Source organism: Antarcticimicrobium sediminis, assembly GCF_004348975.1.
GTDB lineage: Bacteria > Pseudomonadota > Alphaproteobacteria > Rhodobacterales > Rhodobacteraceae > Antarcticimicrobium > Antarcticimicrobium sediminis.
In genome coordinates this window covers 466,080-492,750 of record NZ_SMFP01000001.1, presented here as the reverse complement: position 1 = coordinate 492,750, position 26,671 = coordinate 466,080, and the positions used below count along the sequence as shown (strand labels likewise).

At 63.8% G+C, this 26,671-nt stretch carries 23 protein-coding genes, 1 tRNA gene and 1 pseudogene; 11 read left to right on the top strand and 14 right to left on the bottom strand.

Going from position 1 to position 26,671, the window contains the following annotated elements; genetic code table 11:
- Nucleotides 1-80: 80 nt before the first annotated feature.
- From murB to E1B25_RS02305, 10 genes are all read left to right on the top strand, one after another.
- Entirely contained in the window at nucleotides 81-1,022 is a 942-nt protein-coding gene (gene murB / locus E1B25_RS02350; protein WP_132827062.1) for a UDP-N-acetylmuramate dehydrogenase, read from the top strand.
- Nucleotides 1,023-1,158: 136 nt separating this feature from the next.
- Nucleotides 1,159-2,052, top strand: a complete 894-nt coding sequence (locus E1B25_RS02345) for a D-alanine--D-alanine ligase (RefSeq protein WP_425358915.1) — start codon at nucleotides 1,159-1,161, stop codon at nucleotides 2,050-2,052.
- Nucleotides 2,040-2,930, top strand: coding sequence for a cell division protein FtsQ/DivIB (locus E1B25_RS02340; RefSeq protein WP_132827060.1), 891 nt, complete (start codon nucleotides 2,040-2,042; stop codon nucleotides 2,928-2,930). Before E1B25_RS02345 ends, E1B25_RS02340 begins: the two co-directional genes overlap by 13 nt.
- 3 nt (nucleotides 2,931-2,933) lie before the next feature.
- Nucleotides 2,934-4,268: a cell division protein FtsA gene (ftsA, locus tag E1B25_RS02335; RefSeq protein ID WP_132827059.1), complete on the top strand. Its 1,335-nt coding sequence runs from the start codon at nucleotides 2,934-2,936 to the stop codon at nucleotides 4,266-4,268.
- A gap of 466 nt (nucleotides 4,269-4,734) precedes the next feature.
- The gene (gene ftsZ / locus E1B25_RS02330) at nucleotides 4,735-6,408 is read left to right on the top strand and encodes a cell division protein FtsZ (RefSeq protein WP_132827058.1); all 1,674 of its coding nucleotides are present in this window, start codon (nucleotides 4,735-4,737) and stop codon (nucleotides 6,406-6,408) included.
- A 212-nt stretch (nucleotides 6,409-6,620) separates the two neighbouring features.
- A complete protein-coding gene (gene lpxC, locus E1B25_RS02325; RefSeq protein ID WP_165937532.1) occupies nucleotides 6,621-7,541 on the top strand; it encodes a UDP-3-O-acyl-N-acetylglucosamine deacetylase in 921 nt (306 codons plus the stop codon).
- A gap of 140 nt (nucleotides 7,542-7,681) precedes the next feature.
- Nucleotides 7,682-8,524: an outer membrane protein assembly factor BamD gene (locus E1B25_RS02320; RefSeq protein ID WP_132827057.1), complete on the top strand. Its 843-nt coding sequence runs from the start codon at nucleotides 7,682-7,684 to the stop codon at nucleotides 8,522-8,524.
- A 36-nt stretch (nucleotides 8,525-8,560) separates the two neighbouring features.
- Nucleotides 8,561-10,204 carry a DNA repair protein RecN gene (gene recN / locus E1B25_RS02315; RefSeq protein WP_132827056.1) on the top strand — a complete coding sequence of 548 codons (1,644 nt, stop codon included), beginning with the start codon at nucleotides 8,561-8,563 and terminating at the stop codon, nucleotides 10,202-10,204.
- Nucleotides 10,205-10,448: 244 nt separating this feature from the next.
- Entirely contained in the window at nucleotides 10,449-12,137 is a 1,689-nt protein-coding gene (locus E1B25_RS02310) for a chloride channel protein (protein ID WP_132827055.1), read from the top strand.
- A gap of 190 nt (nucleotides 12,138-12,327) precedes the next feature.
- Nucleotides 12,328-13,407, top strand: coding sequence for a calcium-binding protein (locus E1B25_RS02305; protein ID WP_132827054.1), 1,080 nt, complete (start codon nucleotides 12,328-12,330; stop codon nucleotides 13,405-13,407).
- A 121-nt stretch (nucleotides 13,408-13,528) separates the two neighbouring features.
- Here E1B25_RS02305 and E1B25_RS02300 read toward each other — a convergent pair whose 3' ends face one another.
- On the bottom strand, nucleotides 13,529-13,873 hold the full coding sequence (locus E1B25_RS02300) for a DUF427 domain-containing protein (RefSeq protein WP_132827053.1): 345 nt from the start codon (nucleotides 13,871-13,873) through the stop codon (nucleotides 13,529-13,531).
- Between the two features lie 121 nt (nucleotides 13,874-13,994).
- Entirely contained in the window at nucleotides 13,995-15,785 is a 1,791-nt protein-coding gene (locus E1B25_RS02295; protein ID WP_132827052.1) for an aminopeptidase P family protein, read from the bottom strand.
- Between the two features lie 378 nt (nucleotides 15,786-16,163).
- On the opposite strand from E1B25_RS02295, the pseudogene E1B25_RS02290 reads away from it, so the two are divergent.
- Nucleotides 16,164-16,412 (top strand): annotated as a pseudogene (locus tag E1B25_RS02290) (integrase core domain-containing protein); the annotation flags it as partial.
- Between the two features lie 24 nt (nucleotides 16,413-16,436).
- Here the strand turns inward: E1B25_RS02290 and E1B25_RS02285 are convergent.
- From E1B25_RS02285 to cobT, 12 genes are all read right to left on the bottom strand, one after another.
- Nucleotides 16,437-16,512 (bottom strand) — tRNA-Ala (locus tag E1B25_RS02285).
- A 48-nt stretch (nucleotides 16,513-16,560) separates the two neighbouring features.
- A complete protein-coding gene (locus E1B25_RS02280; RefSeq protein ID WP_132827051.1) occupies nucleotides 16,561-17,145 on the bottom strand; it encodes a hypothetical protein in 585 nt (194 codons plus the stop codon).
- 224 nt (nucleotides 17,146-17,369) lie between these two features.
- Nucleotides 17,370-18,224, bottom strand: coding sequence for a F0F1 ATP synthase subunit gamma (locus E1B25_RS02275; RefSeq protein WP_132827050.1), 855 nt, complete (start codon nucleotides 18,222-18,224; stop codon nucleotides 17,370-17,372).
- A complete protein-coding gene (locus tag E1B25_RS02270) occupies nucleotides 18,221-19,744 on the bottom strand; it encodes a F0F1 ATP synthase subunit alpha (RefSeq protein WP_132827049.1) in 1,524 nt (507 codons plus the stop codon). Before E1B25_RS02270 ends, E1B25_RS02275 begins: the two co-directional genes overlap by 4 nt.
- Nucleotides 19,734-20,471 carry a F0F1 ATP synthase subunit B family protein gene (locus E1B25_RS02265; protein ID WP_132827048.1) on the bottom strand — a complete coding sequence of 246 codons (738 nt, stop codon included), beginning with the start codon at nucleotides 20,469-20,471 and terminating at the stop codon, nucleotides 19,734-19,736. Before E1B25_RS02265 ends, E1B25_RS02270 begins: the two co-directional genes overlap by 11 nt.
- 4 nt (nucleotides 20,472-20,475) lie before the next feature.
- Entirely contained in the window at nucleotides 20,476-20,721 is a 246-nt protein-coding gene (locus E1B25_RS02260; RefSeq protein ID WP_132827047.1) for a F0F1 ATP synthase subunit C, read from the bottom strand.
- Nucleotides 20,721-21,452, bottom strand: a complete 732-nt coding sequence (locus E1B25_RS02255) for a F0F1 ATP synthase subunit A (protein WP_132827046.1) — start codon at nucleotides 21,450-21,452, stop codon at nucleotides 20,721-20,723. Before E1B25_RS02255 ends, E1B25_RS02260 begins: the two co-directional genes overlap by 1 nt.
- On the bottom strand, nucleotides 21,449-21,754 hold the full coding sequence (locus E1B25_RS02250) for an ATP synthase subunit I (protein WP_132827045.1): 306 nt from the start codon (nucleotides 21,752-21,754) through the stop codon (nucleotides 21,449-21,451). The genes E1B25_RS02255 and E1B25_RS02250 overlap by 4 nt, the downstream gene beginning before the upstream one ends.
- Nucleotides 21,736-22,029: an AtpZ/AtpI family protein gene (locus E1B25_RS02245; RefSeq protein ID WP_132827044.1), complete on the bottom strand. Its 294-nt coding sequence runs from the start codon at nucleotides 22,027-22,029 to the stop codon at nucleotides 21,736-21,738. Before E1B25_RS02245 ends, E1B25_RS02250 begins: the two co-directional genes overlap by 19 nt.
- On the bottom strand, nucleotides 22,026-22,430 hold the full coding sequence (locus E1B25_RS02240; protein ID WP_132827043.1) for a F0F1 ATP synthase subunit epsilon: 405 nt from the start codon (nucleotides 22,428-22,430) through the stop codon (nucleotides 22,026-22,028). The genes E1B25_RS02245 and E1B25_RS02240 overlap by 4 nt, the downstream gene beginning before the upstream one ends.
- On the bottom strand, nucleotides 22,427-23,875 hold the full coding sequence (gene atpD, locus E1B25_RS02235; RefSeq protein WP_132827042.1) for a F0F1 ATP synthase subunit beta: 1,449 nt from the start codon (nucleotides 23,873-23,875) through the stop codon (nucleotides 22,427-22,429). The genes E1B25_RS02240 and atpD overlap by 4 nt, the downstream gene beginning before the upstream one ends.
- Nucleotides 23,876-24,669: 794 nt before the next feature.
- The gene (gene cobT, locus E1B25_RS02230; protein ID WP_132827041.1) at nucleotides 24,670-26,541 is read right to left on the bottom strand and encodes a cobaltochelatase subunit CobT; all 1,872 of its coding nucleotides are present in this window, start codon (nucleotides 26,539-26,541) and stop codon (nucleotides 24,670-24,672) included.
- Nucleotides 26,542-26,671 lie beyond the last annotated feature (130 nt).

Sequence of the window (26,671 nt, the reverse complement as noted above, 5' to 3'; positions counted from 1 at the left end):
GCCTCACCCCCAGAGTATTTGCGCCAAGAAGAAGGTGGCCGGGTTGTTCTTGATCCGAGGGGGCGCTAGCAGGGGGCATGATGTTTGATGATCTGCCTGAGGTGCGCGGGCGGCTGAGCCGGCATAAACCGCTGCGTGATTTGACCTGGCTGCGCGTGGGCGGGCCGGCGGATGTGTTGTTCCAGCCCGCCGATGCCGATGATCTGGCGGCGTTTCTGGCCGCACTGGCCCCCGATGTGCCGGTGTTTCCCATGGGGGTGGGCTCCAACCTGATCGTGCGCGACGGCGGCTTGCGCGCGGTGGTGATCCGGCTGGGGCGCGGCTTCAACGGGATTTCGGTTGCGGGCAACCGGGTGCGCGCGGGGGCGGCCGCGCTGGATGCGCATGTGGCGCGCAGGGCGGCAGAGGCCGGGGTCGACCTGACCTTTTTGCGCACCATCCCGGGCTCTGTCGGGGGGGCGGTGCGGATGAACGCGGGGTGCTACGGGTCTTACGTGGCTGATGTGTTCGTTTCGGCCCGTGCGGTGACGCGCAGCGGCGAGGTTGTCACGCTAAGCGCGCAGGATCTGTGCTTTGGCTATCGTCAGAGTCATCTGCCTGAGGGGATGGTGCTGATCGAGGCCATGTTCGAGGGCGCGGCGGGCGATCCTGAGGCTTTGCTGGAGCGGATGGAGGATCAACTTCGCAAGCGCAACGAGAGCCAACCGACCAAGGCGCGCAGCGCCGGGTCGACCTTTCGCAATCCTGCCGGATTTTCCAGCACCGGGCGCGCCGATGACGTGCATGACCTCAAGGCGTGGAAACTGATCGAGGATGCCGGGATGCGCGGCGCGCGGCTGGGCGGCGCGCAGATGAGCGAGAAACATGCCAATTTCCTGATCAACGCGGAGGCGGCCAGCGCCGCCGATCTTGAGGGCTTGGGCGAAGTGGTGCGAAAAAAGGTTTACGAAACAACCGGCATACAGCTAGAATGGGAAATCATGCGGGTGGGCGAGCCAGAAGGTGGGCCAGCCGCAGAATAACACCCCGAACGCGACACCCCACAGGCAAAAAGGGGGCGCGGAGTCCGGGGGAAGGAACACGGGCCGCAAAGGTCCGGGCATTTTGAGGCACAAAGTGGGTCAGTCGAGCGGAAAGACCCCCCTTGTTGCGGTATTGATGGGTGGCCCCTCCGCCGAACGCGAGGTGTCTCTCTCCAGTGGGCGCGAATGCGCTACCGCACTGCGGGGCGAAGGGTATGAGGTGGTCGAGCTGGATGCCGGCCCGGACCTCTGTGAACACTTGCGAGATATCTCTCCCGATGTCGTCTTCAACGCGCTGCATGGCCGTTGGGGCGAGGATGGTTGCGTTCAGGGTATGCTGGAATGGTTGCGCCTGCCCTATACCCATTCGGGGGTTCTGGCCTCGGCCTTGGCGATGGACAAGCAGCGCAGCAAAGAGGTGTTCCGTAGCGCGGGTCTGCCGGTGGTCGAGAGCCTGATTGTCGACAAATCGGCGGTAGAGGCGGCGCATGTGCTGGCCCCGCCCTATGTGGTTAAACCCAACAACGAGGGCTCTTCGGTCGGCATTTATATCGTGCAGGAAAGCGCCAACGCGCCGCCGCGGCTGGATGCGGCGATGCCGGCGCAGGTGATGGTCGAGCAATATGTCCCGGGCCGCGAGCTGACCACCACGGTTGTGGGGGGGGGCGACACCGATCCCGGCGCGGTGACGGTGACCGATATCCTGACCGATGGCTGGTATGATTACGACGCAAAGTACAAACCCGGTGGCTCGCGCCATGTGGTGCCCGCCGATCTCCCGCGCGAGATCTTTGATCTGTGTCTTGAGTATGCGCTGCGCGCGCATCGGGCGCTGGGCTGTCGCGGGGTCAGCCGCACCGATTTTCGCTGGGACGAGGCCCGCGGAGCCGAGGGGCTGTTTCTGCTGGAGGTGAATACCCAGCCGGGCATGACGCCGACCTCGCTGAGCCCCGAGCAGGCGGGGGAAATCGGGATGACCTTTGGCCAGCTTTGCGCCTGGCTGGTAAAGGATTCCTCATGCAACAGGTAGGGCAAGCCCCGCGCCGGATCCAAAATCGGGCCGATCCGGCGCCGTCGCGGCTGAATTACCGGGTGCAGCGCTGGATGTTGACGCCGGGGATCCGGCTGGGGTTGCGCATCGGGATCCCGTTTTGCCTGTGTTTCGCGTTGGGCTCGGCCTTTATGGCCGATCCGCAGCGGCGTGATGCGCTGAACCTGTTCCTGTCCGATCTGCGTGCCTCGATCCAGGAGCGGCCCGAATTCATGGTCGGGCTGATGGCGATTGATGGGGCCGGCGGCAACCTGTCCGAGGATATCCGCGAGGCGGTGGCGTTGGATTTCCCGGTCAGTTCCTTTGATCTGGATCTCGAACAGATCCGCCAGCGGGTCATAGAGCTTGACCCGGTCGCGGCCGCCAGTGTGCGGATCCGCCCCGGCGGCATCTTGCAGGTGGACGTGAGCGAACGCCAGCCCTCGGTGATCTGGCGCAGCCGTGCCGGGCTGTCGATGCTGGATGAGGCCGGGGCGCATGTGGACAATATCGCGGCGCGGCTCTCGCGTCCGGACCTGCCGTTGGTCGCCGGTCAAGGGGCCGACCTTGCGGTTCCCGAGGCGCTGGCGCTGATCGCGGCGGCGGGGCCGCTGGCCGACCGGCTGCGCGGCTTGGTGCGGGTGGGTGAGCGGCGCTGGGATGTGGTGTTGGACCGGGGCCAGCGCATCCTGCTGCCCCCAGACAAGCCGGTGCGCGCGCTGGAGCGGGTGCTGGCCTTGAGCGAGGTGCGCGATCTGCTGGATCGGGACGTGACCGTGGTGGATATGCGCCTGCGCGCGCGGCCCACGGTGCGGATGTCCGAGACTGCGGTCGAAGACTGGTGGAAAATAAGAAAAATAAACGGATATGGGCAGTAGCAGATGACAGATCTCTATCAATCCCAACGGGCGATGCGGCAGATGCGCCGGCAAGCGATGCAGCGCGGTGTGATCGCCATTCTGGATGTCGGCAGTTCCAAGACGGCCTGTCTGATCCTGCGGTTCGACGGGACCGGCAAGCTGAGCGAGGACAATTCGATCGGCTCGCTCGCGGGGCAGAGCGGGTTTCGCGTGGTCGGTGCGGCGACGACCCGGTCGCGTGGGGTGCAGTTTGGCGAAATTACCGCCATGCAGGAAACCGAGCGCGCAATTCGCACCGCGCTTCAGGCGGCACAGAAAATGGCCGAGATCCGGGTCGATCACGTGATCGCCTGTTTTTCGGGGGCGAGCCCGCGCTCTTACGGGCTGGATGCGACGGTCGAGTTGGAAGGCCAGGTGGTGACCGAGGCCGAGATCGCCCGTGTTCTGGCCGCCTGCGAAGTGCCTGAATATGGCGCCGGGCGTGAAGTGCTGCATGCGCAGCCGGTGAATTTCGCGCTGGACAACCGCTCTGGCTTGATCGATCCGCGCGGCCAGCTTGGCCGTAATCTGGCGGTGGATATGCATATGTTGACGGTGGATACGTCCGCGATCCAGAACCTTGTCCATTGCATCAAGCGGTGCGATGCGGAATTGGCGGGCATCGCCAGTTCGGCCTATGCCTCGGGGATCTCGGCGCTGGTCGAGGACGAGCAGGAGCTGGGCGCGGCCTGTATCGACATGGGCGGCGGCAGCACCAGCATTTCGATCTTTATGAAGAAGCACATGATCTTTGCCGATTGCGTGCGCATGGGCGGCGATCACATCACCGGCGACATTTCGATGGGGCTTGGGGTGCCGATGGCCAATGCCGAGCGGATCAAGACCTTTTGCGGGGGCGTGCATGCCACCGGGGCCGATGATCGCGACATGATCGATATCGGCGGCGATACCGGCGATTGGGAACATGACCGGCGCACCGTGTCGCGGGCCGAGCTGATCGGGATCATGCGGCCCCGTGTCGAGGAGATCCTGGAAGAGGTGCGTGTGCGCCTTGACGCGGCCGGCTTTGATCACCTGCCCAACCAGCAGATCGTTCTGACCGGCGGGTCGAGCCAGATCATGGGGTTGGACGGGCTGGCGAGCCGCATCCTTGGCCAGCAAGTACGCTTGGGGCGGCCGTTGCGGGTGCACGGGTTGCCGCAATCGGCCACCGGACCGGGGTTCGCGGGCGCGGTGGGGCTGGCATTGTTCGCGGCGCATCCGCAGGACGAATGGTGGGATTTCGAGGTGCCGGTAGACCGCTATCCGGCGCGCTCGTTGCGCCGTGCCGTCAAGTGGTTCCGCGACAACTGGTGATCGGGCCAAAGGGTCTGGCTGGAGTCAGACATTATGCGCCCCAAAATGCGCCCCAAAATGCGTCCCGGCAAACCGACTGGGACAGGGGCGGATTTTGGTGGCCTGCCTGAAACCGGCATGCTATCTTTTGAACAAGCCACACGGATAAGAAGTGGCTGGAGGGTCGAGCAGAGACCCCACACATTTTGAAACGAGGGCTGCGCCGACCGCGCCTGCCCTTTTGCGCACCGCGCTGCTGTGCTCTGGCCTCTGGCCGGGGCCTATTGGTGTGCGGTCGCTGACCCGCAAGATATGGATGCTTTGGCAAGATGCCGCCGGTACATGCCAGTTTTTTGCCATATTTTGTGTGAATCTCTTGTTTTCTTGGTGACCTCGCGCTGCGATCTTGTTATCGTCTCCTGTAGGCAGACCCGTCCGGCAGAGACGGTGGCGTGATGACAACCGATTGTGAACAGGCGGACAGAGCATGACATTGAACCTTTCGATGCCCGGACAGGAAGAACTGAAACCGCGGATTACCGTTTTCGGTGTCGGGGGCGCTGGTGGCAACGCCGTCAACAACATGATCGAAAAAGAGCTTAGCGGCGTCGAGTTCGTTGTCGCCAATACCGACGCGCAGGCGCTGCAACAAAGCCACGCGCCGAACCGAATTCAGCTGGGCATCAAGGTGACCGAGGGGCTGGGCGCCGGGGCGCGCGCCAGTGTCGGTGCAGCCGCTGCCGAAGAAAGCATTGAGCAGATCGTCGATCATCTGGCCGGGTCGCATATGTGTTTCATCACCGGCGGGATGGGCGGCGGCACCGGTACCGGTGCGGCGCCGATCATCGCGCAGGCCGCGCGGGAGCTGGGTGTTCTGACTGTCGGCGTGGTGACCAAGCCGTTCCAGTTCGAGGGCGCCAAGCGGATGCGTCAGGCCGAAGATGGGGTCGAGGCCCTGCAAAAGGTCGTCGATACGCTGATCATCATTCCGAACCAGAACCTGTTCCGGCTCGCCAATGAAAAAACCACCTTTACCGAGGCCTTCTCGCTGGCCGACAACGTTCTTTATCAGGGCGTGAAAGGGATCTCCGACCTGATGGTGCGTCCGGGCCTGATCAACCTCGACTTTGCCGACGTTCGCTCGGTGATGGACGAGATGGGCAAGGCGATGATGGGCACCGGCGAGGGCGAGGGCGAAGATCGCGCGGTTCAGGCCGCCGAAAAGGCGATCGCCAACCCGCTGTTGGACGAAATCAGCCTGCGAGGCGCCAAGGGCGTGCTGATCAATATCACCGGCAGCCATGACTTGACCCTGTTCGAACTGGACGAGGCCGCCAACCGGATCCGCGAAGAAGTGGACCCGGAGGCGAATATCATCGTCGGCTCGACACTCGATACCGCGATGGAAGGCAGAATGCGGGTCAGCGTTGTTGCGACCGGCATCGATGTCACCGAGGTGCACAGCGACATTCCCGTCGCGCGTCGCCCGCTGTCGCAACCGCTGAAAAAGCGGGTTTCGGCCGAAGAAAGCCGCGAGCCGCAAGCGCCGCTGGAACTCGACACTCCGCTTGTTGCTGACTCCGTGATCGAGGAACCGGCGCAGGCGACGGACCCCGTTGCGGCCGAGCAAGCGCATGAACCCAACCTGTTTGAGGGGCTGGATGAGACCGTTGCGCAGGAGACCGCGTATCAGGATAACGGCTACGCCGAAGATGTCGCGCAACAGGATGACGGCTTGCCGCCGCCGGCCTATCGCCCGGCGGAACCGGTCTTTGATCCGCGCTCGGACATCGAAGAGGACGGCGCCGAAAATTACATTGCGCCCAGAGCTCCGGCGCCGGGCACCCCGTCGCCCGAGGCCTTGGCCCGGCTGCATGCTGCCGCCCGCAATGCACCGCGCACGCCGCAGCAGGGTCTGCATCAGGCAGCGGCCCCCGCGCCGCAGGAAAAAGGCCGCTTTGGCTTCAACCGGCTGATTGACCGGATGACGGGCCATGCCGGTGACACCCCCATGTCAGGGGGGGCAGGTGCTGCCGCGCAACCGGCGCGCCAACAACCGCAGATGCAGCGGTCCGAAGGGTCGGCGCAACCTGCAGCCGCGCCGGATCCAGATCAGGAACGGATTGAAATTCCCGCGTTCCTGCGCCGCCAAGCCAACTGAACACGTTGAACTTTTGTTCGAGAAAGCCACCCGGATGGGTGGCTTTTTTCGTTATATAACAGGGTGTTAGATCGAGTTAAGCGGGCTTTTGCCTAAATGTTTCAATGATGTTTCATTCAGTTACAAAGATTGAGTTGAGCCAAACGGAGTGGGCGACTACTTCAGATGCACCAGCGCTTGGGATCGCCGGACGCCACAGTAAGAGGCCGACTTTGCAACATACGCTCAGAACATCGGTGACCTTCAAAGGGGTCGGTTTGCACTCAGGGGCTCCGGCAACCATGGTAATCCGTCCGGCTGCGGCTGGGTATGGCATCTGGTTCAAACGGACCGACATTGCCTTGGGCGATGCGCTGATCCCGGCTTTGTACTCGGCTGCGGAACAGACGCCGCTTTGCACACGATTGATCAATGCCGCTGGCGTGGCGGTCTCGACCGTCGAACATGTGATGGCGGCGCTGGCGGGCTGTGGTGTCCATAATGCTCTGATCGAAATTGACGGCCCCGAGATTCCCATTCTCGATGGTTCTGCCGCTCCCTTTGTGCGTGGCATAATGGCGCGCGGTGTGCGCGGCCAGATGACGCCAATTCTGGCCTATCAGGTGCTGCGGCCGATCACGGTCGAGCGGGACGGCGCGCGGGCCTCGCTGCGCCCCGCCGACCGGCTGGAGATCGAGTTTCATATTGATTTCGCTGACGCCGCCATTGGCCGACAAAGCAAAACGCTCGACATGGGTAACGGAACCTTCGCGCGTGAACTGTGCGACAGCCGTACCTTCTGCCGACGTGCCGACGTGGAGCATATGCATGAACATGGTCTTGGCCTTGGCGGGACGCTGGAAAATGCGGTGGTGGTCGATGGCAATACCATCCTGACCCCGGGCGGTCTGCGTCACGCGGACGAGGCGGTTCGTCACAAGATGCTGGATGCGCTGGGGGATCTGGCGCTGGCTGGCGGCCCGATCCTGGGCCATTACGTGGGCGAGCGCGCGGGCCACACCCTGACCAATGCACTGCTGCGCGAACTGTTCAGCGCGCCCGACGCGGTGCGGGCGGTTCTGTGCGATGATCAGACCACTGCACGCCTGCCCGGCAAGGGTTTGGTGTGGGGCGAGATTCCCGAGGTCGCCTGAACCTGTGATCCGCTCTGACAAAGCCTGACACCTAGGCGCGTTTAAGGCGTTTTGCACCGGAAATTAATGTGCTAGACCGAGCCCCGAACAGGCGGCCCGAACAGCTGGACCGCCTTGCAAGGCGATGAGGATTGGCAAGTATGATCGGCGTCAGGTCTGGGGCAAAAGTCATCGGGGCATTCATTCTGATGGCCGTTCTGGCCTCGTGCGGCGGTGGGCCGGTGGACAAGTCTCAGAACCTGGAAGGGTTCGGCCCCGAGCAGATTTATGAGCGTGGCGAATTCGAGCTGACGCGCGGGCGCACCGGCGATGCCGGGTGGTATTTCTCTGAGATTGAGCGGCTTTATCCCTATTCCTCATGGGCCAAGCGCGCGTTGATCATGCAGGCGTTTTCCTATCACAAGGGACAGGATTACCCCGAAAGCCGTGCCGCCGCGCAGCGCTATATCGACTTTTATCCGACCGACGAAGAAGCGGCTTATGCGCAGTATCTTCTGGCGTTGAGCTATTATGACCAGATCGACGAGGTCGGCCGCGACCAAGGGCTGACGTTTCAGGCGTTGCAGGCGCTGCGCACGGTGATCGAGGTGTATCCCGACAGCGAATATGCCACGCCCGCGATGCTGAAATTCGACCTCGCCTTTGACCACCTTGCGGCGAAGGAGATGGAGGTCGGTCGCTATTACCTTCGGCACAAGCAGTATGCGGCTTCGGTCAACCGGTTCCGCGTCGTGGTCGAGGATTTCCAGACCACCACCCATACCGCCGAGGCGCTGCACCGTCTGGTCGAAGCCTATCTGTCGCTGGGGCTGATCGAAGAGGCACAGACCGCCGGGGCGATTCTGGGCTATAACTATCAGGGCTCCGTTTGGTACGAGGACAGCTACAAGCTGTTGACCGCGCGGGGGCTAAAGGCCCGGAGCATCGGCAACAACTGGCTCAGCCAGATTTACCGCCAATCGGTTCAGGGGAAATGGCTCTGATCCGGGTGCTGTCTGACGGGAACTGGGGCCGGGGCTATGCTGCGCTCGCTTGATATCCATGACATGCTGATCATTGACCGGCTGGAGCTGAGCTTCCAGCCGGGTCTTAACGTGCTGACGGGTGAGACGGGCGCAGGCAAATCGATCCTGCTCGACTCGCTGGGGTTTGTGCTGGGCTGGCGTGGCCGGGCCGAATTGGTCCGTCAGGGCGCCGCCCAGGGCGAGGTGGTGGCGGTGTTCGATCTGCCGCCAGACCACCCCGCGCATCACGTGCTGCAGGAGGCCGGACTTCCTGACGCGGATGAACTGGTGATGCGGCGGATCAATACCGTGGACGGGCGCAAGACCGCATGGGTCAACGACCGACGCTGTTCCGGCGAGGTGCTGCGCCAGCTGTCCGATTCGCTGGTCGAACTGCATGGCCAACAGGATGATCGCGGCCTGCTGAACCCGCGCGGCCATCGCCTTTTGCTGGATGCCTTCGGCGGGCTCGATGTGGCCGGGTTGCGCGCAAGTTGGCGCACCTTGCAGGCGGCGAAAAAGGCGGTGAACGAAACCCAGGCGGCGCTGGATGCGGTGCGCGAGGAAGAAGATTTCCTGCGTCATTCGGTGGCCGAGCTTGACAGCCTTGCCCCACAGCCCGGCGAGGATGGCGATCTGGATATCACCCGCCGCCGCATGCAGGGGGCCGAACGTATCCGCGATGATGTGGCCCGCGCCTTTGCGCTGTTGGGCGGGCAGGGGGCCGAGGGCGCGATGGGCGAGGCGTTGCGCTGGCTCGAAGGCGTGGTGCAGGACGCGGACAAGACCTTGGAGGCGCCGATCGCCGCGCTGGGGCGCGCCATGGTCGAACTGGGCGAGGCGCAGGACGGCATAGAGCGCAGCCTTTCGGGGCTGGAGTTCAGCCCGGCGGAGTTGGAACAGATTGAAGAGCGGCTGTTCGCGATCCGGGCGCAGGCGCGCAAACATGGGGTTCAGCCCGACGAACTGGCCGGGTTTTCTGACACGTTGCATGCGCGACTGGCCGCGCTCGACGCGGGTGAGAGTGATCTGGAGGACCAGCGCGCTGCGCTGGCGCAGGCGCAAGCCGCCTATGACGCCGCCGCCGAAGCGCTGAGCGCGGCGCGGGCCGAGGCGGCGGTGCGGCTGGACACGGCGGTGATGGCCGAACTGGCGCCGCTGAAGATGGAGCGCGCGGTGTTCGAGACCCGGATGTCGCGTGCCGAGCCGGGCCCCGATGGGGTCGACACCGTGGCCTTTACCGTTGCGACCAACCCTGGCGCACCGGCCGGGCCGCTGAACAAGATCGCCTCTGGCGGCGAACTCAGCCGGTTTCTGTTGGCGCTCAAGGTCTGTCTGACCGGAGTGGACAGCGGCGTGACCATGATCTTTGACGAGATTGACCGCGGCGTCGGGGGCGCGACGGCGGATGCGGTGGGCCGACGGTTGGCCGCGCTGGCCGCGAACGGGCAGGTTCTTGTGGTGACCCATTCGCCGCAGGTTGCGGCCCAAGGCGCGCATCACTGGCGGGTGGAAAAACGGATCAGCGATGGCGTGACCCTGTCAACCGTGACGCCACTTGCCCCAAAAGACCGGGTGGACGAGATCGCCCGCATGGTCGCCGGCGACACCATCACGGAAGAAGCCCGCGCCGCCGCGCGCGCCTTGTTGAGCGCCTGACACAGCAGCCTGATCCGGCCCCGCGCCCTAGAGAATAGTGCAGCACGCTGCAGGACGCTGCGGCGGGTCCGGGCGGCGCGGAGATTGCAAATTCAAGTGTTATGCCAGCTCCAGCGGCTAAATCTGCGCCTTGATGCGGAAATTTCCAGTTTTCCACAGCGCCGGGGGTGAGGCGGAGCCGCAGGCATCTTTCCGCCGCGCGCGCATTGCCCTAAACAGGGGCGACGCAAGCAACGGATAGCCAATGGCCGATCCCCGCCGCCCGATTCTCGCACAGCAATTTGACCTGGCCGTCCGGGCGTTTCGCGACGGCTGGCATATTCTGCGCTATCGTGGTCCCAGTCAGATCCAGTTCTGGTTCATCGCGCTGGTCATCGGCATCGCCGCCGGATTCGGTGCGCTTGGGTTCCGCATGGGAATCGATGCGCTTCAGGCGTGGCTCTATGGCACCGAGGACGTGCAGCGTCTGCACAGCTATGCCGAACATTTGCCGTGGTACTGGATCTTGCTGATCCCGGTGGCGGGTGGGCTGGTCGTGGGGGTGATTTTGCATCTGTTCACCCCGGACGGGCGGGTGCGCGCGGTGGCCGATGTGATCGAGGGCGCGGCGATGGGCAACGGGCGGGTGGAGAAACGCGCGGGGTTTGCCTCGATTGCTGCGTCGCTGATCACGCTTGGCTCTGGTGGCTCGTCCGGGCGCGAAGGGCCGGTGGTGCATATGGCCGGGGTGATGTCGACCTGGATCAGCAACCGCATCCACGCCGATGGCATCACCGGGCGCGACCTGCTGGGCTGCGCCGTCGCCGCTGCCGTTTCGGCCAGTTTCAACGCCCCGATCGCCGGTGCCCTGTTCGCGTTGGAGGTGGTGCTGCGCCATTTTGCGGTGCATGCCTTTGCCCCCATCGTCATTGCCTCGATCGCGGGCACGGTGATCAGCCGGATGGAATACGGGGATGTGACCGAATTCGTGCTGACCACGCCCGGATCGTTGCAATTTTATGTCGAACTGCCTGCCTTCCTGATCCTTGGTCTGCTCAGCGGGCTGATCGCGGTGCTGCTGATGCGTGGGATTTTCCTTGCCGAGGATGTCGGCAGCCAATTGCAAGGCTGGCTGCACCTGCCGCGCTGGCTGCGCCCGGGGGTGTCCGGTGCGATGCTGGGGGGGCTGGCGATCTTCTTTCCCCATATCATTGGCGTCGGATATGAAACCACCAGCCTCGCGCTGTCCGGGGCGTTTCCGCTGCGCGAGGCGATCGTGTTCGCACTGGTCAAGGCGCTGGCGGTGGCGATCACCTTTGGCGGGCGCATGGGGGGCGGGGTGTTTTCGCCCTCGCTGATGGTCGGCGCGCTTTCGGGGTTGGCGTTCGGTTTGGTCGCAACCGGGGTGTTGCCGGACGTGTCAGGCACGTCGACGCTGTATGCCTTTGCCGGAATGGGGGCGGTGGCCGCCGCCGTTCTGGGGGCGCCGATCTCGACCACGATGATCGTGTTCGAATTGACCGGCGACTGGCAGATCGGCATCGCGGTGATGGCCTCGGTCAGCCTGTCCACCGCGCTGGCCTCGCGGCTGGTGGATCGGTCCTTTTTCCTGACCCAGTTGGAGCGGCGCGGCATCCATCTGGCCGCCGGGCCGCAGGCCTATCTGCTGGCGATGCTGCGGGCCGGTGCGGTGATGCGCCCGGTGACCGACCCGCGCTGTGCCGAAGAGGGGCCCTGCCGCGAGATGGTCGCACAGGGCCTGTGTATCGAAGCCAGCGCCACGCTGGAGGCCGCGATGCCGATCTTTGACCGTGCCGAGGTCGACTTCGTGCCGGTCATTCTGCGTGGCACCGATGAGGCTCCGCCAGAGATTCTTGGCGCGCTGTATCAGGTCGATGCGCTCAAGGCCTATAATCGCGCCCTCGCGGCCACGGCCGCCGAAGAGCATTCCTGATAAACCGGAAACAATCGGGCGGCTCCGTGTCGATTATCCCGATATGGTGTTGAATTACTAAAATTAAATCATTGTTTTCAATGAAGTACACTAATCCCCTGTACGGACGGTCAGAAATAGTAAATAAGTTGTTAATATATCATTAACGCTGCTGCTCTCTGTGCCGCACCATTTGTTGGGAGATGTTTCCATGGCTGCATCCGATTTCACCCTCTACCCCGATTTCCAATTGTTCACCGCAATCAATGGTGGCGCTTCCATCGTGCTGACCGGAACCAGCGGCGATGATCGGTTGATCGGAACCGGTGGCGACGATGCCATCAACGGCGGGGATGGCGACGACGAAATCCGCGGCTATGGCGGCGATGACAGCCTGCGCGGCGGCAATGGCGACGATTTCCTCAATGGCGCTGGCGGCAATGACGAGCTGCGTGGCCATCTGGGCGCCGACACCCTCTCGGCCGGGCCCGGTGACGATTACGCCGAGGGCGGCTATGGCAATGACACGATCTGGGGCCATGACGGCAACGACGTGCTGTATGGCGGGTTCGGCGATGACGAGATCGGCGGCGGCGATGGCGACGACCTGATCTGGGGCGATGATGGCAATGATGTCCTGTCTGGCGGTGCGGGCGTGGACCGGATCGTGGGCAATGCCGGGGATGACATCATTCGCGGCGGCGCCGATGCGGATGAAATCTATGGCCGGCTTGGGGCCGACCGCCTTTATGGCGACGATGGCAACGACATGATCTGGGGCAATGTCGGGGCCGATACGCTGTCGGGCGGGGCTGGCGATGATGTTCTGCGCGGCGGCAAGGGCAAGGACACGCTGGATGGTGGCCTGGGCGATGATGTGCTGCGCGGCGGCGCCCGCGCCGATTCCCTGGGCGAAGAGCTGCTCTCGGCCGGCGGGGCCGACATGGGGGCCGATGTGACCAGAGGCGGCGCCGGTGACGACACCCTGGTCGGCGATTACGACGATCTCCTGTTCGGCGGTGCTGGGACCGACACGTTCATCATGGTAAAATCCGACCTCTATGACGGGGCAGAAATCGCGGATTTCGACTTGGCGGCGGGCGAAACCCTGACGCTGATGGCGACGGACGGCAGCGGCTATAGCGCCGCAGATCTGGCCGCCAATGTGTCGCTGGCCGCAAGTGGGACGGGCACGGTGTTGTCCTATGACGGCGATGCGGTTGTGCTTCTGGATGATGTCACCGTGGCCGAGCTTGAGGCCAGTTCGGACTGGCTTTTGCCCTCCGCCTGATCTGGCCGCCTAATCTGGCCCGCTGCGCCCGGTACGCCGGGCATATGAGAATAGAAAAACGCCCCGGCCGTTCATGGACCGGGGCGTTTTTTCGTTTCGGCGTCCTCCACCAATGGGGCGTTCAGATCTGTTCCACCTTGACGCTTTCAGAGGTGTAGAAGGCCAAATAATCCTTGATCTCCGCCACCGCGTCGAGCGGGGTTTCATAGGTCCAGACCGCATTCTCTGCGACCGAGGATTTATTGACGATGGAATAGTAGTTGGCATCCCCCTTGTGCGGGCAATGCGTCACCTTGTCGGTGCGGTCAAGAAAGGCCATCGCGACATCCCCGCGCGGGAAATAGATCACCGGCGGCAAATCGCCCTCGCTCAGTTCCAGCGCGTTGGTCGTCTCTCCCAGCACCGCCCCACCAGAGCGGACCGTCCACAACCCCGGTACTTTGCGAATTTTGATATGCTTTGCCATCTCTCGTCCTTCCCGTACATTCTCGTTCGTCTCTTTGCTTGGCCGCGCTTTGTAACACGCCAGTGTCATTGCAGTCACGTATTTGGGGCGACTGCGACGCTGCTGCCCGTTTGACGGTACGTCAAAGCGGTGCGGTCGCCGCCCGGAGCCAGTCCCGCGTCGTATCGCCGACCCGAGGCCCGATCTTTTCGGCGACTTCAGCGTGATAGGCATCAATCCAGGCGCGCTCGTCAGTACTTAGCATTTCGGTCACGATCAGCCGCCGGTCAATCGGCGCAAAGGTCAATGTGCGCCAGCGCAGCATCGCGCGCTCGCTATCGCCGCCGGGCAGGGCGGGGGCGGGCTCTACCACGATCAGGTTTTCGATGCGGATGCCAAAGGCCCCCTCGCGGTAATAGCCGGGCTCGTTCGACAGAATCATCCCCGGCTCAAGCGGCACGTCGCTGATCCGGCTTAGCCGCTGCGGTCCTTCATGCACGCTCAGATAGGCGCCAACGCCATGGCCGAGCCCGTGGTTGAAATCCTGCCCGGCCAGCCAAAGCGGTTGCCGCCCGATTGCCTCGATATGCTGCCCGGCAAGCCCTTGGGGCCAGCGCAGACGCGACATCGCGATCATGCCCTGCAACACGCGGGTAAAGGCGGCGCATTCCTCGTCGCCGACCGCACCGATCCCGATGGTGCGGGTGATGTCGGTGGTGCCGTCCAGATACTGACCGCCGCTGTCCAGCACCAGCATTTGCCCCGCCTCCAACCGGCTGTCGGTCTCTTCGCTTACCCGATAGTGCATGATCGCACCATTGGGTCCGGTCCCGGCGATGGTGTCGAAACTGATATCGCGCAGCGCGTTGTCGCGGCGGCGGCAGTCTTCCAGCCGCGTCACCACGTCAATCTCGCTGACGCTGCCCGGGGCCTGCGCGTCAAGCCAGCACAGCAGGTCGACCATCGCCGCCCCGTCGCGCAGATGCGCCTCTGCCGCGCCCTTGATTTCGGCGGCGTTCTTGCGCGCCTTGGGCAGGGCACAGGGTTCGGCCCCATAGGCCGCGCGTGCGCCCAACACATCGGCCAGACGCTGCGGCGCGGTGCTTTTGTCCAGCCGCACCGGCCCCTCTAGCTCTGCCAGCCGGACAAGAAAGGCATCGGGCTCGGCCACGGTGACGGCCTCCCCCAGATGATCGCCCAGATCCTTCAACTTGGCGGCAGCCATGAACAGCTCGACCCGCCCATCGTCATGCAAAAGGGCAAACCCATGCGCCACCGGGTTACGCGGAATATCAGAGCCGCGGATGTTCAACAGCCACATGATCGAATCCGGCAGGGTGATCGCCGCCGCCCGGTGCCCGGCCTTGCGCAGATCTGCGGCCAGGCGCGCGCATTTCGAGGCGGCGGTTTCACCCGCGAATTCAATCGGATGCGGCTTCACCGGTTGCATCGGCACCGGCGGCTGGTCGGACCAGATCCGGTCCACCAGATTGTCGCTGCGCACCATCTCGATGCCGGTGCCGTCCAGCGCGGCGCTGCTCCGTTCGATCTCGGCCACCGTGTGCAACCATGGATCATAGCCGACGCGCCCGCCCTGCGGTAATTGCTCTACCAGCCAATCGGCAAGCTGGATCTCGGGCCAAGGCACCGGGGTGAACGCGGCGGCCACCTGCGCCTTGACCTGTGTGCGATAGCGTCCGTCGATGAAAACGCCCGCCACATCGCGCAGCGCGGCACAGAACCCGGCAGAGCCGGTGAACCCGCTCAACCAAGCCAGTCGCGCGTCATGGTCAGAGACATACTCGCCCTGATGCGCGTCCGCCCGCGGCACAAGAAAACCATCCAGCCCCTCGGCTTCCAGTTCCGCGCGCAGCAATGCCAGCCGCGGTGGCCCCTGCTCGGGGCGCGCGGTCACGTCGAATGTCTGGAACATGGGGTCTCCTGTCGAATATAAACCTGCGGCGCGGATCATGAGGCCTGACCGGATCGGAGGCAAGGGCAGGGGGCATTCGCCCCAACACGGCCCTTGTCTTGCCGCTCTGCCGCCCGCTGCATCGTGATCACCAGAGGGCGCGTGCGTCACACCTTCTTCTTGGTGAAAATACTCCCGCCGGAGGCGTAGGGTGGAATAGTGCAACCATTTGAAACAAAATACTTTATGTCCGTATCTCTTCGCGGTCTGGGTGATGCGGAGGGCATCGCTGCTGGTATGTGTTGGATTGGCGGTGAAGAGCCTTGTTTCGGGCGAGCGCTTCATATTGGGCAGCAGCCATTTTTGGCTTCATCTAGTCCCTGACAGGCCATGCTGAACTGGGCGAATGGTCAGGTCGAGCGGATGAACCGGACGATCAAGGAGGCGACCGTCAAACGCTTCCATTACGAAAACCACGACCAGTTGCGCACGCACCTCACCGACTTCATGGCAGCCTACAACTTCGCCCGCAGACTCAAGACCCTCAACGGGCTCACGCCTTACGAATACATCTGCAAGATCTGGACTTCAGAGCCAGATCGATTCATCCTAAATCCGATCCACCAAATGCCGGGACTAAACACCTAAATTCATCTTGTTAACTTGATGATTTGGTGGAGCCGAGGGGAATCGAACCCCTGACCTCGTCATTGCGAACGACGCGCTCTCCCAACTGAGCTACGGCCCCAACGCCCCGATAAATCGCCGAGAATCGCGGCGAATGCAAGAGGAGGCGTTAGTCTAGCAACGCCAGAACCGGCCCGAACATCTCCAACAACGCCGAGCGCAACAGCACCTTGTTGGAATGCACCGCTTGGGCGATCGACGTGAAGTGGCTGTTGCTCTGCCCGGCAGAGCGCAACAGCGTTGTCTCGGCCTCTTCCAGCGCACGGGTCAGGTCGCGTTTGGCCGCGGGCACCGCTTCGGGGGTGATGGCGCGGTAGCTCTGAAACCCCTGGTGGCTGCGCGAAGCGGTCGGATCGGCATGGCGGGCAACGATTTGATCCAGCGTGTCTTTGACCCCTTCCAGCGCCAGTCTGGCGGGACGATAGGCGGGTATCCCGGCCATTTGGTTGGCTGCCCGCATATAGACCTGCCGGTAGCAATCGAAACGATAGACCGTTTTGAACCGTTGGCAGCTGTTGAAGCCGTTGTTCAGGCTGTGCATCACCGATTTGGTGACCCGGCCAGAGATCCCGCCCACCGATCCGTCACCACCGCCACCACCAGCGCCGCCGCCGCCATAGCCACCGGAAGGGGCGGCGGCTGCCGGTCCGGTCAGCGCAAAGGAAAGGATAAGAAACAGGATACGAAATATCATACGGGCCTCCGCAGCAGAACATACCACGGCGAAGGCCGGTGTCGAGGTCTGAGAGAAACGTGTTCGAGATGTCTGCGGTGCCGAAAGGTTGGGGGGAGCATGAGGCAGGCACGCATCTGAAGGTCCCGCTCGCGGTCTTGGAGCGGTGGGCCTGCCGGCGGCCATAGGAACGGTCCGCGACCCGTCGCCGCACGCTCGCTGCACTGTAGGCTCCACGCGCCGCGTTACCTTGCGTCGCGCGCGGTGGCGGCGCCGGTCCCCAGTTCGATGATCTCGGCGGTGATCGCCTCCTGCCGCACCCGACGCAGCGTCGCCTCGAACTCTGCGAGTTCGCGCGTGATCTGGCTGCTTGCTGCGGACATGGCTTCCATGCGCGCTTCGTTCTCGGCGGCAAAGGCATGCAGTGCTGCCTTGCAGACCTGCGCATGGAGGTAATCCCCGCTTAGGCTGTTGATCAGCGCATCGGTGGACAGCTGGGTCAATGGGCGTGTCGCCTCGGGCGGTGGCAGGTCTGACAGGTCGATTGGCAACAGAACCGTGCGGACGATTTGGGATTGCCCGGCCTCCCACCCGGCATGGATCATATCCATGCGCTCGAAACGGCCCTCGTCGAGCGCGCGGAAGATCGCTTTGGCAACCCCGTCGGCCAGTTTCGGAATGCCGGGCGTATGCGAGGACATCGGCGCGGACCAGACCGGAGCGAGCCCGCGCGCCGTTGCGATGGACAGGCCACGGGTGCCGACCAGAAACAGGCTGGTGGCCGATAGATCGTCGTCAATGCTGTCCAGCACGCGTTCGCTGAAGGCCCCGGCAAAGCCCTGTTCGGCACAGAACACCAGCAGGCCGGTGCGCGCGTCGGCTTGGCCCCCGGTGGGGTCGGTCGGGGATGTGAGGCCCGCAGGGCCAAGCACGCTGGACATGGCGGCGGCAATGGTCGCGGTATAGCTGTCGATCGCTTCGATCTCGGCGCGGGCGGTGCGGGCGCGGGCGGCGGCGATGCCCTTCATCGCGTTCACCACGGCCCCCAACTGGCGAATGCCGTCGATCCGGGCGCTGACATCGGCAAGACGTTCGGTCATGTCGCGGGGTCTTTGACGCCGAGCGAGGCGGCAAGGCGGGTGATCGCGGCCATCACGGCGTCCCGCGCCTCGTCCTCCAGTTTTCCGGTCTCGGCAATGGCGCTGAGGGCCTTGGCGGCGTCCCGGTCGAGCACAGACGGCAGCCCGGCGCGAAAGGCAGCCACAGCATCGAGCGGCAGGGGGTCCAGCAGCCCCGTTTGGACGGCCAGCAAAAGCGCCACCTCATCGGCGAGGCGAAGCGGCGCATTCTGCGGCTGACGCAGGATCGCCCGGATCCGTTCCCCCCGTTTGAGCTGCTCGCGAACCCGGCCCTCCGGCATGCCGCCGAATCGGGTGAAAACCTCGAGCTCCAGAAACTGCGCATAATCGAGCCGCAGCGTGCCCGCAGCGTCGCGCAGCATGGGCGCCTGCGTCTTGCCGCCGACGCGGCTGACGCTCAGCCCGACATCGACCGCCGGTTTCTGCCCTTGATGGAACAGATCCGCATTCAGCACGATCTGGCCATCGGTGATCGAGATCAGGTTGGTCGGGATATAGGCCGACAGGTTCCCCGCATCGGTTTCGGCAATCGGCAAGGCGGTCAAAGACCCGCCGCCCCGCGCCTTGGACAGTTTCGCCGCCCGTTCCAGCAGGCGGGCATGGATATAAAAGACATCCCCCGGATAGGCTTCGCGCCCGGGGGATTGTCGGGTCAAAAGCGCGATTTCACGGTGGGTGGCGGCGTGTTTGGACAGATCGTCGATCACCAAGAGGGCGTGTTGCCCCTTGTCGCGGAAATATTCCGCCATCGTGGCCCCCGCATAGGGGGCGATCCATTGCAGGCCCGGCGCCGAGGCAGAGCCTGCGACCATCACGATGCAGCGCTCAAAGTTTCCATGGGTCTGCAAGGCGTCGATGGCGCGGCGCACGCTCGATGTCTTTTGCCCCACGGCAACATAGACGCAGATCATGTCGCTGTGCGCCTGCGCGATCATGGCGTCGATGGCCAGTGTCGTCTTGCCGGTGGAATGGTCGCCCACGATCAGTTCGCGCTGGCCGCGACCAAGCGCGAACAGGGTGTCCATAACAACCATTCCGGTTTGCACCGGTTCGGTCACAAGGTCGCGTTCGATGATCGAGGGCGCCGGGCGCTCGATCGGCCAGCGCTCCTTGGTCTCGATCACGCCCTTGCCGTCGAGCGGTCGGCCCAGCGGGTCCACGATCCGCCCGAGCAGCGCTTCGCCGACGGGAACGCTCACCACCTCGCCGGTGTCGAAGACGGCATCGCCCGCCTCGACCTGGGTTCCGGCGTCGATAAACACGCAGCCAATCAGATCCGGGTCAAGAACCCGGGCGAATCCGAACTGGCCGCCCTCGAACCGCAGAACCTCGTCAAGGCGAACGTCGCGCAACCCCGAGACCAGCGCCACACCGTCCCCGATCTCCTCGACGCGGCCGCGTTGCTCGGCGCGCGGACCCAACGTGGCGCCCTGCACCGTGTGTCGTGCGGTGGTGAACCAATCCGACGGGTCAGGCGGCATCCTTCAGCTCCTTCAGAATCCGCTCGAGGTCTGCGCGCCAACTGTTCTTCAGCACGAAATGCGCACTGCGCAATTCGAGCCCGGCGATCAGGTCGGGTTCGGTGACGAACTGCAGTTGGGGCGCCCCGCCCAAGGCTTCGGCGACCTCGCGTTCGATCCGGGCCTTCTCCGCATCCGCTAGATCCGTTGCCACGACGAGGGTCAGGTCGGACGTGGTATTGACCAGCGCCGCGCGGTCGGACGCGGACATGCCCGTGATCGCCTTGACGAGTTGGGCAAGGAACGCAGCCTGCACCAGAGGTGTCGCCAGCTGATCGAGAAGCTTGGCGGCGATGTCGATCGAAAGCTCGGAGGCGCGCGCCGCGTTTTCCTTGCGCGCGGTCTCGGTCTCGCGCGCGATAGAGGTCTTGGCGGCTTCCATAAGGGCGTCGGCCTTTGCCTGCGCTTCGGCGAGCGCGACCTTTCTGGCCGCCTCCGCCGTCGCACGGGCCTCGGCAAGGATGTCCTCGCGTTCCTGCACCATGCCGGCGCGGGTTGTGGTCACGTCATGCAGCGCGGCATTTGCCTTTGCCTGCGCGGTTTTGCCTTCGTCCAGCATGGCCTGCGCCACGTCTTGGCGCCGGGCGATGGCACCGGCGACGGGTCGCCAGAAGACACGACCGAGAAGCCATACAAGAATCAGGACGTTGACGGCCTGAAGGCCCAGTCCCCACACGTCGAGCGTCATACCGTCATCCCAGCAGCGGGTTGGCGAAGAGCAGCAAGAGCGCGATCACCAGACAGTAGATGGCTGTCGTTTCGATCATTGCGAGACCGACAAACAGCGTCCGCGAGATGGTATTCGCGGCCTCTGGCTGCCGGGCGATGGCGTCCATCGCAGCGGCGATGGAACGACCTTCGGCCAGGGCAGGGCCGAGGGCGCCGAAGGAGACGGCGAGGGCAGCACAGAAGATGCTGACAATTGCAGCGTAATCCATCAGGTATCCTTGTTCGTTGGGGAGGGGGCGAGGGCGGTTTTGGGCGCTGGGGCAGTTTCGGGCGCTTTTGTCTGGCCGTCCTCGACGGTGGCGGTGATGAACGCCAATGCCAGCACCGCGAAGATATAGGCTTGAACCAGACCGGTCAGAAGATCGAGCGCCATAAGCGGGACCGGCACCAGAAGGCCCGCCAGCGACGCGACGATGCCAATGACGAACACCCCGCTCATCACGTTGCCGAAGAGGCGGACGAACATGGAAAAGACACGCGTCACGCTTTCCAGCATGTTCAACGGGATCATCACCGGATTGGGCGCGGCAAAGGATTTCAGCCAGCCGCCCACACCCCCGGCGCGTATGCCGAACCAGATCACCGACAGAAACACCAGCAAGGCCAAGGCCGCATCGGTTTCCAGACGCGCGGTCGGCGGTTCGATTCCGGGCAGAAGCGAGGACCAGTTCGCAATCAATACGAACAGGAACAGCGTTCCGATGAACCCGCGATAGGGTTTCGGCGAAGCGCCGGTCGTCTCGGTTATCTGGGCGTCGAGCGTGGCGACCAGCAATTCCAGCGCGGCCTGCCGCCTGCTCGGTCTGAGATCGAGACGCCGGGTCAGCAGGAACGCCCCAAGCACCAGAACCACCATGATCGCCCATGTCGTGACGATCGCTTGCGTGATCGGAACCGGTCCCAGCAGGAACAGAACGTTCGACTCGAGAGGGGAATTCATGTGTTACCCGCCTGTACTCGTCGCAGCATCCAAGCCTTTGCACAGAGGATCCCCGCCAACGCCACAATCAAAGCAAGACCGCCCGCCAGCACGGCGACATAAAGCCCCACACCAAGAAAGATGAATCGGCCCAAGGTCAGCGCCAGACCAAGAAACGGACGCTCGCCCCGGACGAGAAGGTCGGCGGTTGCGCGCAGGGCGCGAAAATGGACGACCCCCAGGACGATCCCGCCCGCAAAACAGACGGGCAAGATCAGAAACAGCGGGACAGTGTGCAGGTCGATCATCGTGCGTTCATCCATTTCCACGCGGTCCAGCCACCAAGGCAGAGCCCGAGTAGCATCAGCGGCGCGCTCCAGAAGATGCCGGCATCAAACCGCTCGTCAAGCCAGCGCCCGAAGAATAGACCTGCGAGCGTTGGCACCACAAAGATCCAGCCCAGCACACCGATCTGTGCCAGACGGCGGCCGACCGACATGTCCCCCTCGCGCAGCCAGCGGTCGCGTTGCGCGCGGTGCCGGCGGATTTCCTCGACCAGCGGATCTGTTTCGGGGGTCTCCGGGTGATCTTTGGTCATCGGCCCTGTCCTGCACCCGGTTGCAACCGGCTGATCATCCGGCGGATGGCATGCAATTGCAGGCGCATCGTTTCGACATGTTCAACCCGTTCCGCGTCGTCGTCGGCCTTGAACCGGGCCAGGACCTGCGCGTCCAGCGTTGCAAGGTCGTCACCCGCCACCGCCGCGCGGGTGGCGACGGCGACGGTGCTGCCGCCAGTCACGGTCAGAACTCCGCCGCGCAGGGCGCAGAACCGTTCGACCCCGGCTTTTTTCCAGCTGAGGATGGACACGGTGAGCGCGGTCAGGAACGGGGCATGGCCGGGCCAGATGCCGAAGCTGCCGCTTGCGTCTTCGGCCCGCAGGCTGTCGGCCTCCTCGTCCACCACGACGGACAGGGGGGTTACGATCCGCAGCCTCATGCCGCGTCCTCGGCGGATTTTGCGGCGGCTTCTTTCTTTTTCGCGTCTTCCAGTGTGCCAACCATGTAGAGAGAGCTTTCGGACCAGTCGTCGGTCACGCCGTCCAATATGGCCCGGCACCCCGACAAGGTCTCGGCAAGCGGGACGCTGGCACCCGGCATGCCGGTAAAGGCCTCTGTCACCATGAACGGCTGGGTCAGGAACCGCTGCAACCGCCGGGCGCGCTTCACGATCAAGCGGTCGGCGGTGCCAAGTTCCTCGACCCCCAACAGTGAAATGATATCGCTCAGCTCGTGGAACCGCGCCAGCGCCTGACGGACAGCCTCGGCGGTCTGATAGTGGGCGTCGCCGACAACCTGCGGATCAAGCAGGATGGAAGACGAGCCCAAAGGGTCGATCGCCGGATAGAACCCTTCGGACGCCTGCGCGCGCGACAGCTTGATGACGCAATCCATATGGCCGGAAATCGTGGTTACGGCGGGGTCGGTGAAATCGTCGGCCGGGACGTAGACGGCCTGAATGGCGGTCACGGCAGAGCCCGCCACTGAAGCAATCCGTTCCTGCAGACCTGCAACCTCACTCGCCAGCGTCGGTTGGTAGCCCACGCGCGAGGGCAGGCGGCCCAAAAGACTCGAGACCTCGGCCCCCGCCTGCACGAAGCGGAAGACGTTATCCATCAGCAAAAGCACGTTCCGGTGTTTCTGGTCGCGAAAGTATTCCGAGATCGTCAGCGCGGTCAGCGGCGCGCGCCAGCGCGCTCCGGGTGGTTCGTTCATTTGGCCGTACACCAGCACGGTGCGTTCCAGAACGCCCGAACCTTGCATTTCGGTCAGCAATTCGTGCCCTTCGCGCGACCTCTCGCCGATGCCCGCAAAGACCGAGATACCCTCGTATTTCTCCACCATGGCGCGGATCAGCTCCATCACCAGAACGGTCTTTCCAACGCCGGCACCGCCGAACATCGCGGCCTTGCCGCCCTGCGCCAAGGGTGTCAGCAGGTCGATTATCTTGATCCCCGTTTCGAATATCTCGGTGGCGCTGCTTTGAGATTTCAGAAGCGGCGGCAGCGCATGGATCGAGCGTCGCGGAATATCATCTGGCAGCGCTGGCCCGTTGTCCTGCGGATTGCCCACCACATCCAGAAGCCGCCCAAGGACGGCTTGGCCCACAGGTATTGTGACCGGCTCTCCGGTGGCATGCACCGATACGCCACGGGCAAGGCCGGCCGTCGATTGGAATGCCACCGCACGCACCGTGGACTGATCGAGATGGCTGTGGACTTCGAGAATGAGATCCGTCGGCCGGTCCCATTCCGCCACGAGCGCAGAATTGATCGGGGGCAGGGGGAGATCGGCAAAGACGACATCCACGACGGCACCACGGACGGCATGCACGATGCCGCTAGTGGACAGGGGCACGGCGGTGATCTCGTCTTGCTCTGGCATACGCTTGGGGTCCTTTGGATGGCCAGATCGGTCGCTCTCGAACCTTCGAGCTTAGGTGCCGACATCTGGCGTCACATTGATCTATGTCAGCATGGCGTTTCACATCTATCCGGTGGATTCTGGAGCGCAACGCTTCGGGCTGAAACGCCTCGGATCGAAACGGCTCCGGCCGCCAGCCCTGATCCGCGCCCCGGGGCATCCCTTCGGCAGCCTAAACCCCGCCGTCATTCCAGGCGATCATTCCAGGCGATGCAAAATAGCTGAGAACCACCATGTCCGGATATGTCGCGACCATCGACCGTCTGCTGAACCGCGCCGGGTTTGCTGCAGGCGCCAACTCACGTGTGGTCTGGCGCATCAAGAACACGACAACGAACAAATAATCCAACAAAGGGCGCGCGCGTGCCGTTCGCAGGGAGGGGACACTCGAGAACAGCATAAGAGCCGCCGCTCTGCGATCCTGTCGACGGCTTAGAAGATCGGCCGTGCGCCGCAAACGCTGTGTGGGTGCGCAAAGACAGTTGGAGCGTGCCGTTTTTATGGGGGGATATCTCTGGAAACTGGCGTCGCCAGTTGGCAACATGTCTGCGGCGGCAAAGGTGAAAATATGTGCCCATTTCAGGCCCCCTGATGCGGCGAACAAGCCGTGGTTATTGGGCCGAATATGTAACACACATGTGCTACACGCTAGAGCTAAAATAAGCCAACCAATTGATTAAAAACGGATATTTCCGGACTTTCCTCTGACTGCTCCCGCCGGAGGCGCAGGCTGACGCCCGCGCCCCGGTGCGGGGTCAGCTCGCTTTTCTGATCCCCATGATCCGTGCCCGTGCACGGGGATCGGAATCAAACAGCGCCGCAAGTTGCTCGGTCATCGCCCCGGCGAGCTGATCCACATCGGTGATCGTTACCGCGCGGTCATAATAGCGCGTCACGTCATGGCCGATGCCGATCGCCAACAGTTCGACCATCTTGCGTTTCTCGACCATCGCGATCACATCGCGCAGGTGCTTTTCAAGATAGTTCGCCGGGTTCACACTGAGCGTGGAATCATCCACCGGCGCACCGTCCGAGATCACCATCAGGATCTTGCGTTGCTCGCGCCGCGCCGCCATCCGCCGATGCGCCCATTCCAGCGCCTCGCCGTCGATGTTTTCCTTCAGCAGCCCTTCTTTCATCATCAGGCCGAGGTTGTCGCGCACCCGGCGCCACGGCGCATCCGCGCTTTTGTAGATGATGTGGCGCAGGTCATTCAGCCGTCCGGGCTGCTGTGGTCGGCCTGCATTCAGCCAAGCCTCGCGCGCCTGTCCGCCCTTCCAGGCGCGGGTGGTAAAGCCAAGGATTTCCACCTTCACGTCACAACGTTCCAGCGTGCGTGCCAGCACATCGGCGCAGATCGCCGCGATCGAGATCGGCCGCCCCCGCATGGAGCCGGAATTGTCCAGCAGCAGCGTCACCACGGTGTCGCGAAACTCGGTATCCTTCTCGCGCTTGAAGCTGAGCGGCGTGGTCGGGTTGGCCACCACGCGGGCCAACCGCCCGGCATCCAGCGTGCCTTCCTCAAGGTCGAATTCCCACGACCGGCTCTGCTGCGCCTGCAAACGCCGCTGCAGCTTGTTGGCCAGCCGCCCGACCGCGCCTTTCAGCGGGTCAAGCTGCTGATCGAGATAGGCGCGCAACCGCTCGAGCTCGGCGGGTTCGGCCAGATCCTCGGCGGCGATTTCTTCGTCGTGGGCGGCAAGATAGACCCGGTAGTTGGGGTCGGCGTCCGACGCGGCCGGCGGTGGCGGCGGGTCTTGCGGCGCGTCGCCTTCCGGCAGCTCGGCCTCATCGCCCATCTCGTCTTCGGCGTTTTCGTCCATGCTGACCTGCGCCTGGTCTTGCTGTTCGTCTTGCGATTGCTCGGGATCGGCCTCGGCCGACTGCTCGTCCTGATCGTCGTCACCGGTGCTGTCGGGATCGGGCTGCTCGTCGGCGTCTTCCTCGGCCTGATCCTCCTGATCCTGATCTTGTTGGTCGGGGTCTTCCCCCAATTGGTCGGCATAGCCTAAATCGGAGATGATCTGGCGGGCAAAGCGGGCAAAATCCGATTGATCGGACAGTCTGTCCTGCAGATCCTCCAGCGTTCCGCCGGCCTGTTGTTCGATGAAACCGCGCCACAGCTCCATCACGTTCTGCGCGCCCGCTGGCATGTCGCGCCCGGTTGCCAGATGCCGGATCAGGAAGCCGGCGGCGGCGGGCAAGGGGGCCTCCGAGGCCTCGGTCATGCTGTCAAAGCCACGCCGCATCGCCTCGTTGCCGATCTTGGCGTCGATATTGCTGGCGGTGCCGGGCATGTCGCGCGCGCCCATCGCCTCGCAGCGGGCAGTCTCCATCGCCTCGTACAGATCGCGCGCCATATCCCCCGGTGGGGCATAGCGGGCGTGCACACCTTCGTCGTGATACTTACGGTGCAGAGCCAGCGCGTCTGCGGTGCCGCGTGCCAGCAGCACCTCGTCGCGGGTCATGCGGCGGCTGACCTGCGGCAGCCGCATCGAGTCGCCCGACAGCCCGGCGGGATCGACCGAATAGCTTACGGTCAACTCGGGGTCGTTCGCCATCACCTTGGTGGCTTCGGCCAGCGCCTTCTTGAACGGATCGGCGGGGTTGTCGGTGGGTTTGCTCATGCGGGGTCTGGTCCGGTCTTTTGTATACCCGCGCAACCTAGAGCCATTCCCGCGCCTTGACCATAGGGGCCGGTGAAACAGAGCCTTTCGGTCGGGCACCACAGCGTCGCGGCAGGCGGTAATTCGCGCT

Coding starts and splice junctions, on each gene's coding strand:
- murB (WP_132827062.1), top strand. CDS start 81: ATGTTTGATGATCTGCCTGAGGTGCGCGGGCGGCTGAGCCGGCATAAA.
- E1B25_RS02305 (WP_132827054.1), top strand. CDS start 12,328: ATGGCTGCATCCGATTTCACCCTCTACCCCGATTTCCAATTGTTCACC.
- ftsA (WP_132827059.1), top strand. CDS start 2,934: ATGACAGATCTCTATCAATCCCAACGGGCGATGCGGCAGATGCGCCGG.
- E1B25_RS02255 (WP_132827046.1), bottom strand. CDS start 21,452: ATGAATTCCCCTCTCGAGTCGAACGTTCTGTTCCTGCTGGGACCGGTT.
- E1B25_RS02345 (WP_425358915.1), top strand. CDS start 1,159: ATGGGTGGCCCCTCCGCCGAACGCGAGGTGTCTCTCTCCAGTGGGCGC.
- E1B25_RS02275 (WP_132827050.1), bottom strand. CDS start 18,224: ATGACCGAACGTCTTGCCGATGTCAGCGCCCGGATCGACGGCATTCGC.
- E1B25_RS02270 (WP_132827049.1), bottom strand. CDS start 19,744: ATGCCGCCTGACCCGTCGGATTGGTTCACCACCGCACGACACACGGTG.
- ftsZ (WP_132827058.1), top strand. CDS start 4,735: ATGACATTGAACCTTTCGATGCCCGGACAGGAAGAACTGAAACCGCGG.
- E1B25_RS02250 (WP_132827045.1), bottom strand. CDS start 21,754: ATGGATGAACGCACGATGATCGACCTGCACACTGTCCCGCTGTTTCTG.
- E1B25_RS02295 (WP_132827052.1), bottom strand. CDS start 15,785: ATGTTCCAGACATTCGACGTGACCGCGCGCCCCGAGCAGGGGCCACCG.
- E1B25_RS02265 (WP_132827048.1), bottom strand. CDS start 20,471: ATGACGCTCGACGTGTGGGGACTGGGCCTTCAGGCCGTCAACGTCCTG.
- E1B25_RS02240 (WP_132827043.1), bottom strand. CDS start 22,430: ATGAGGCTGCGGATCGTAACCCCCCTGTCCGTCGTGGTGGACGAGGAG.
- E1B25_RS02260 (WP_132827047.1), bottom strand. CDS start 20,721: ATGGATTACGCTGCAATTGTCAGCATCTTCTGTGCTGCCCTCGCCGTC.
- cobT (WP_132827041.1), bottom strand. CDS start 26,541: ATGAGCAAACCCACCGACAACCCCGCCGATCCGTTCAAGAAGGCGCTG.
- E1B25_RS02320 (WP_132827057.1), top strand. CDS start 7,682: ATGATCGGCGTCAGGTCTGGGGCAAAAGTCATCGGGGCATTCATTCTG.
- E1B25_RS02245 (WP_132827044.1), bottom strand. CDS start 22,029: ATGACCAAAGATCACCCGGAGACCCCCGAAACAGATCCGCTGGTCGAG.
- E1B25_RS02340 (WP_132827060.1), top strand. CDS start 2,040: ATGCAACAGGTAGGGCAAGCCCCGCGCCGGATCCAAAATCGGGCCGAT.
- E1B25_RS02300 (WP_132827053.1), bottom strand. CDS start 13,873: ATGGCAAAGCATATCAAAATTCGCAAAGTACCGGGGTTGTGGACGGTC.
- atpD (WP_132827042.1), bottom strand. CDS start 23,875: ATGCCAGAGCAAGACGAGATCACCGCCGTGCCCCTGTCCACTAGCGGC.
- recN (WP_132827056.1), top strand. CDS start 8,561: ATGCTGCGCTCGCTTGATATCCATGACATGCTGATCATTGACCGGCTG.
- E1B25_RS02310 (WP_132827055.1), top strand. CDS start 10,449: ATGGCCGATCCCCGCCGCCCGATTCTCGCACAGCAATTTGACCTGGCC.
- E1B25_RS02280 (WP_132827051.1), bottom strand. CDS start 17,145: ATGATATTTCGTATCCTGTTTCTTATCCTTTCCTTTGCGCTGACCGGA.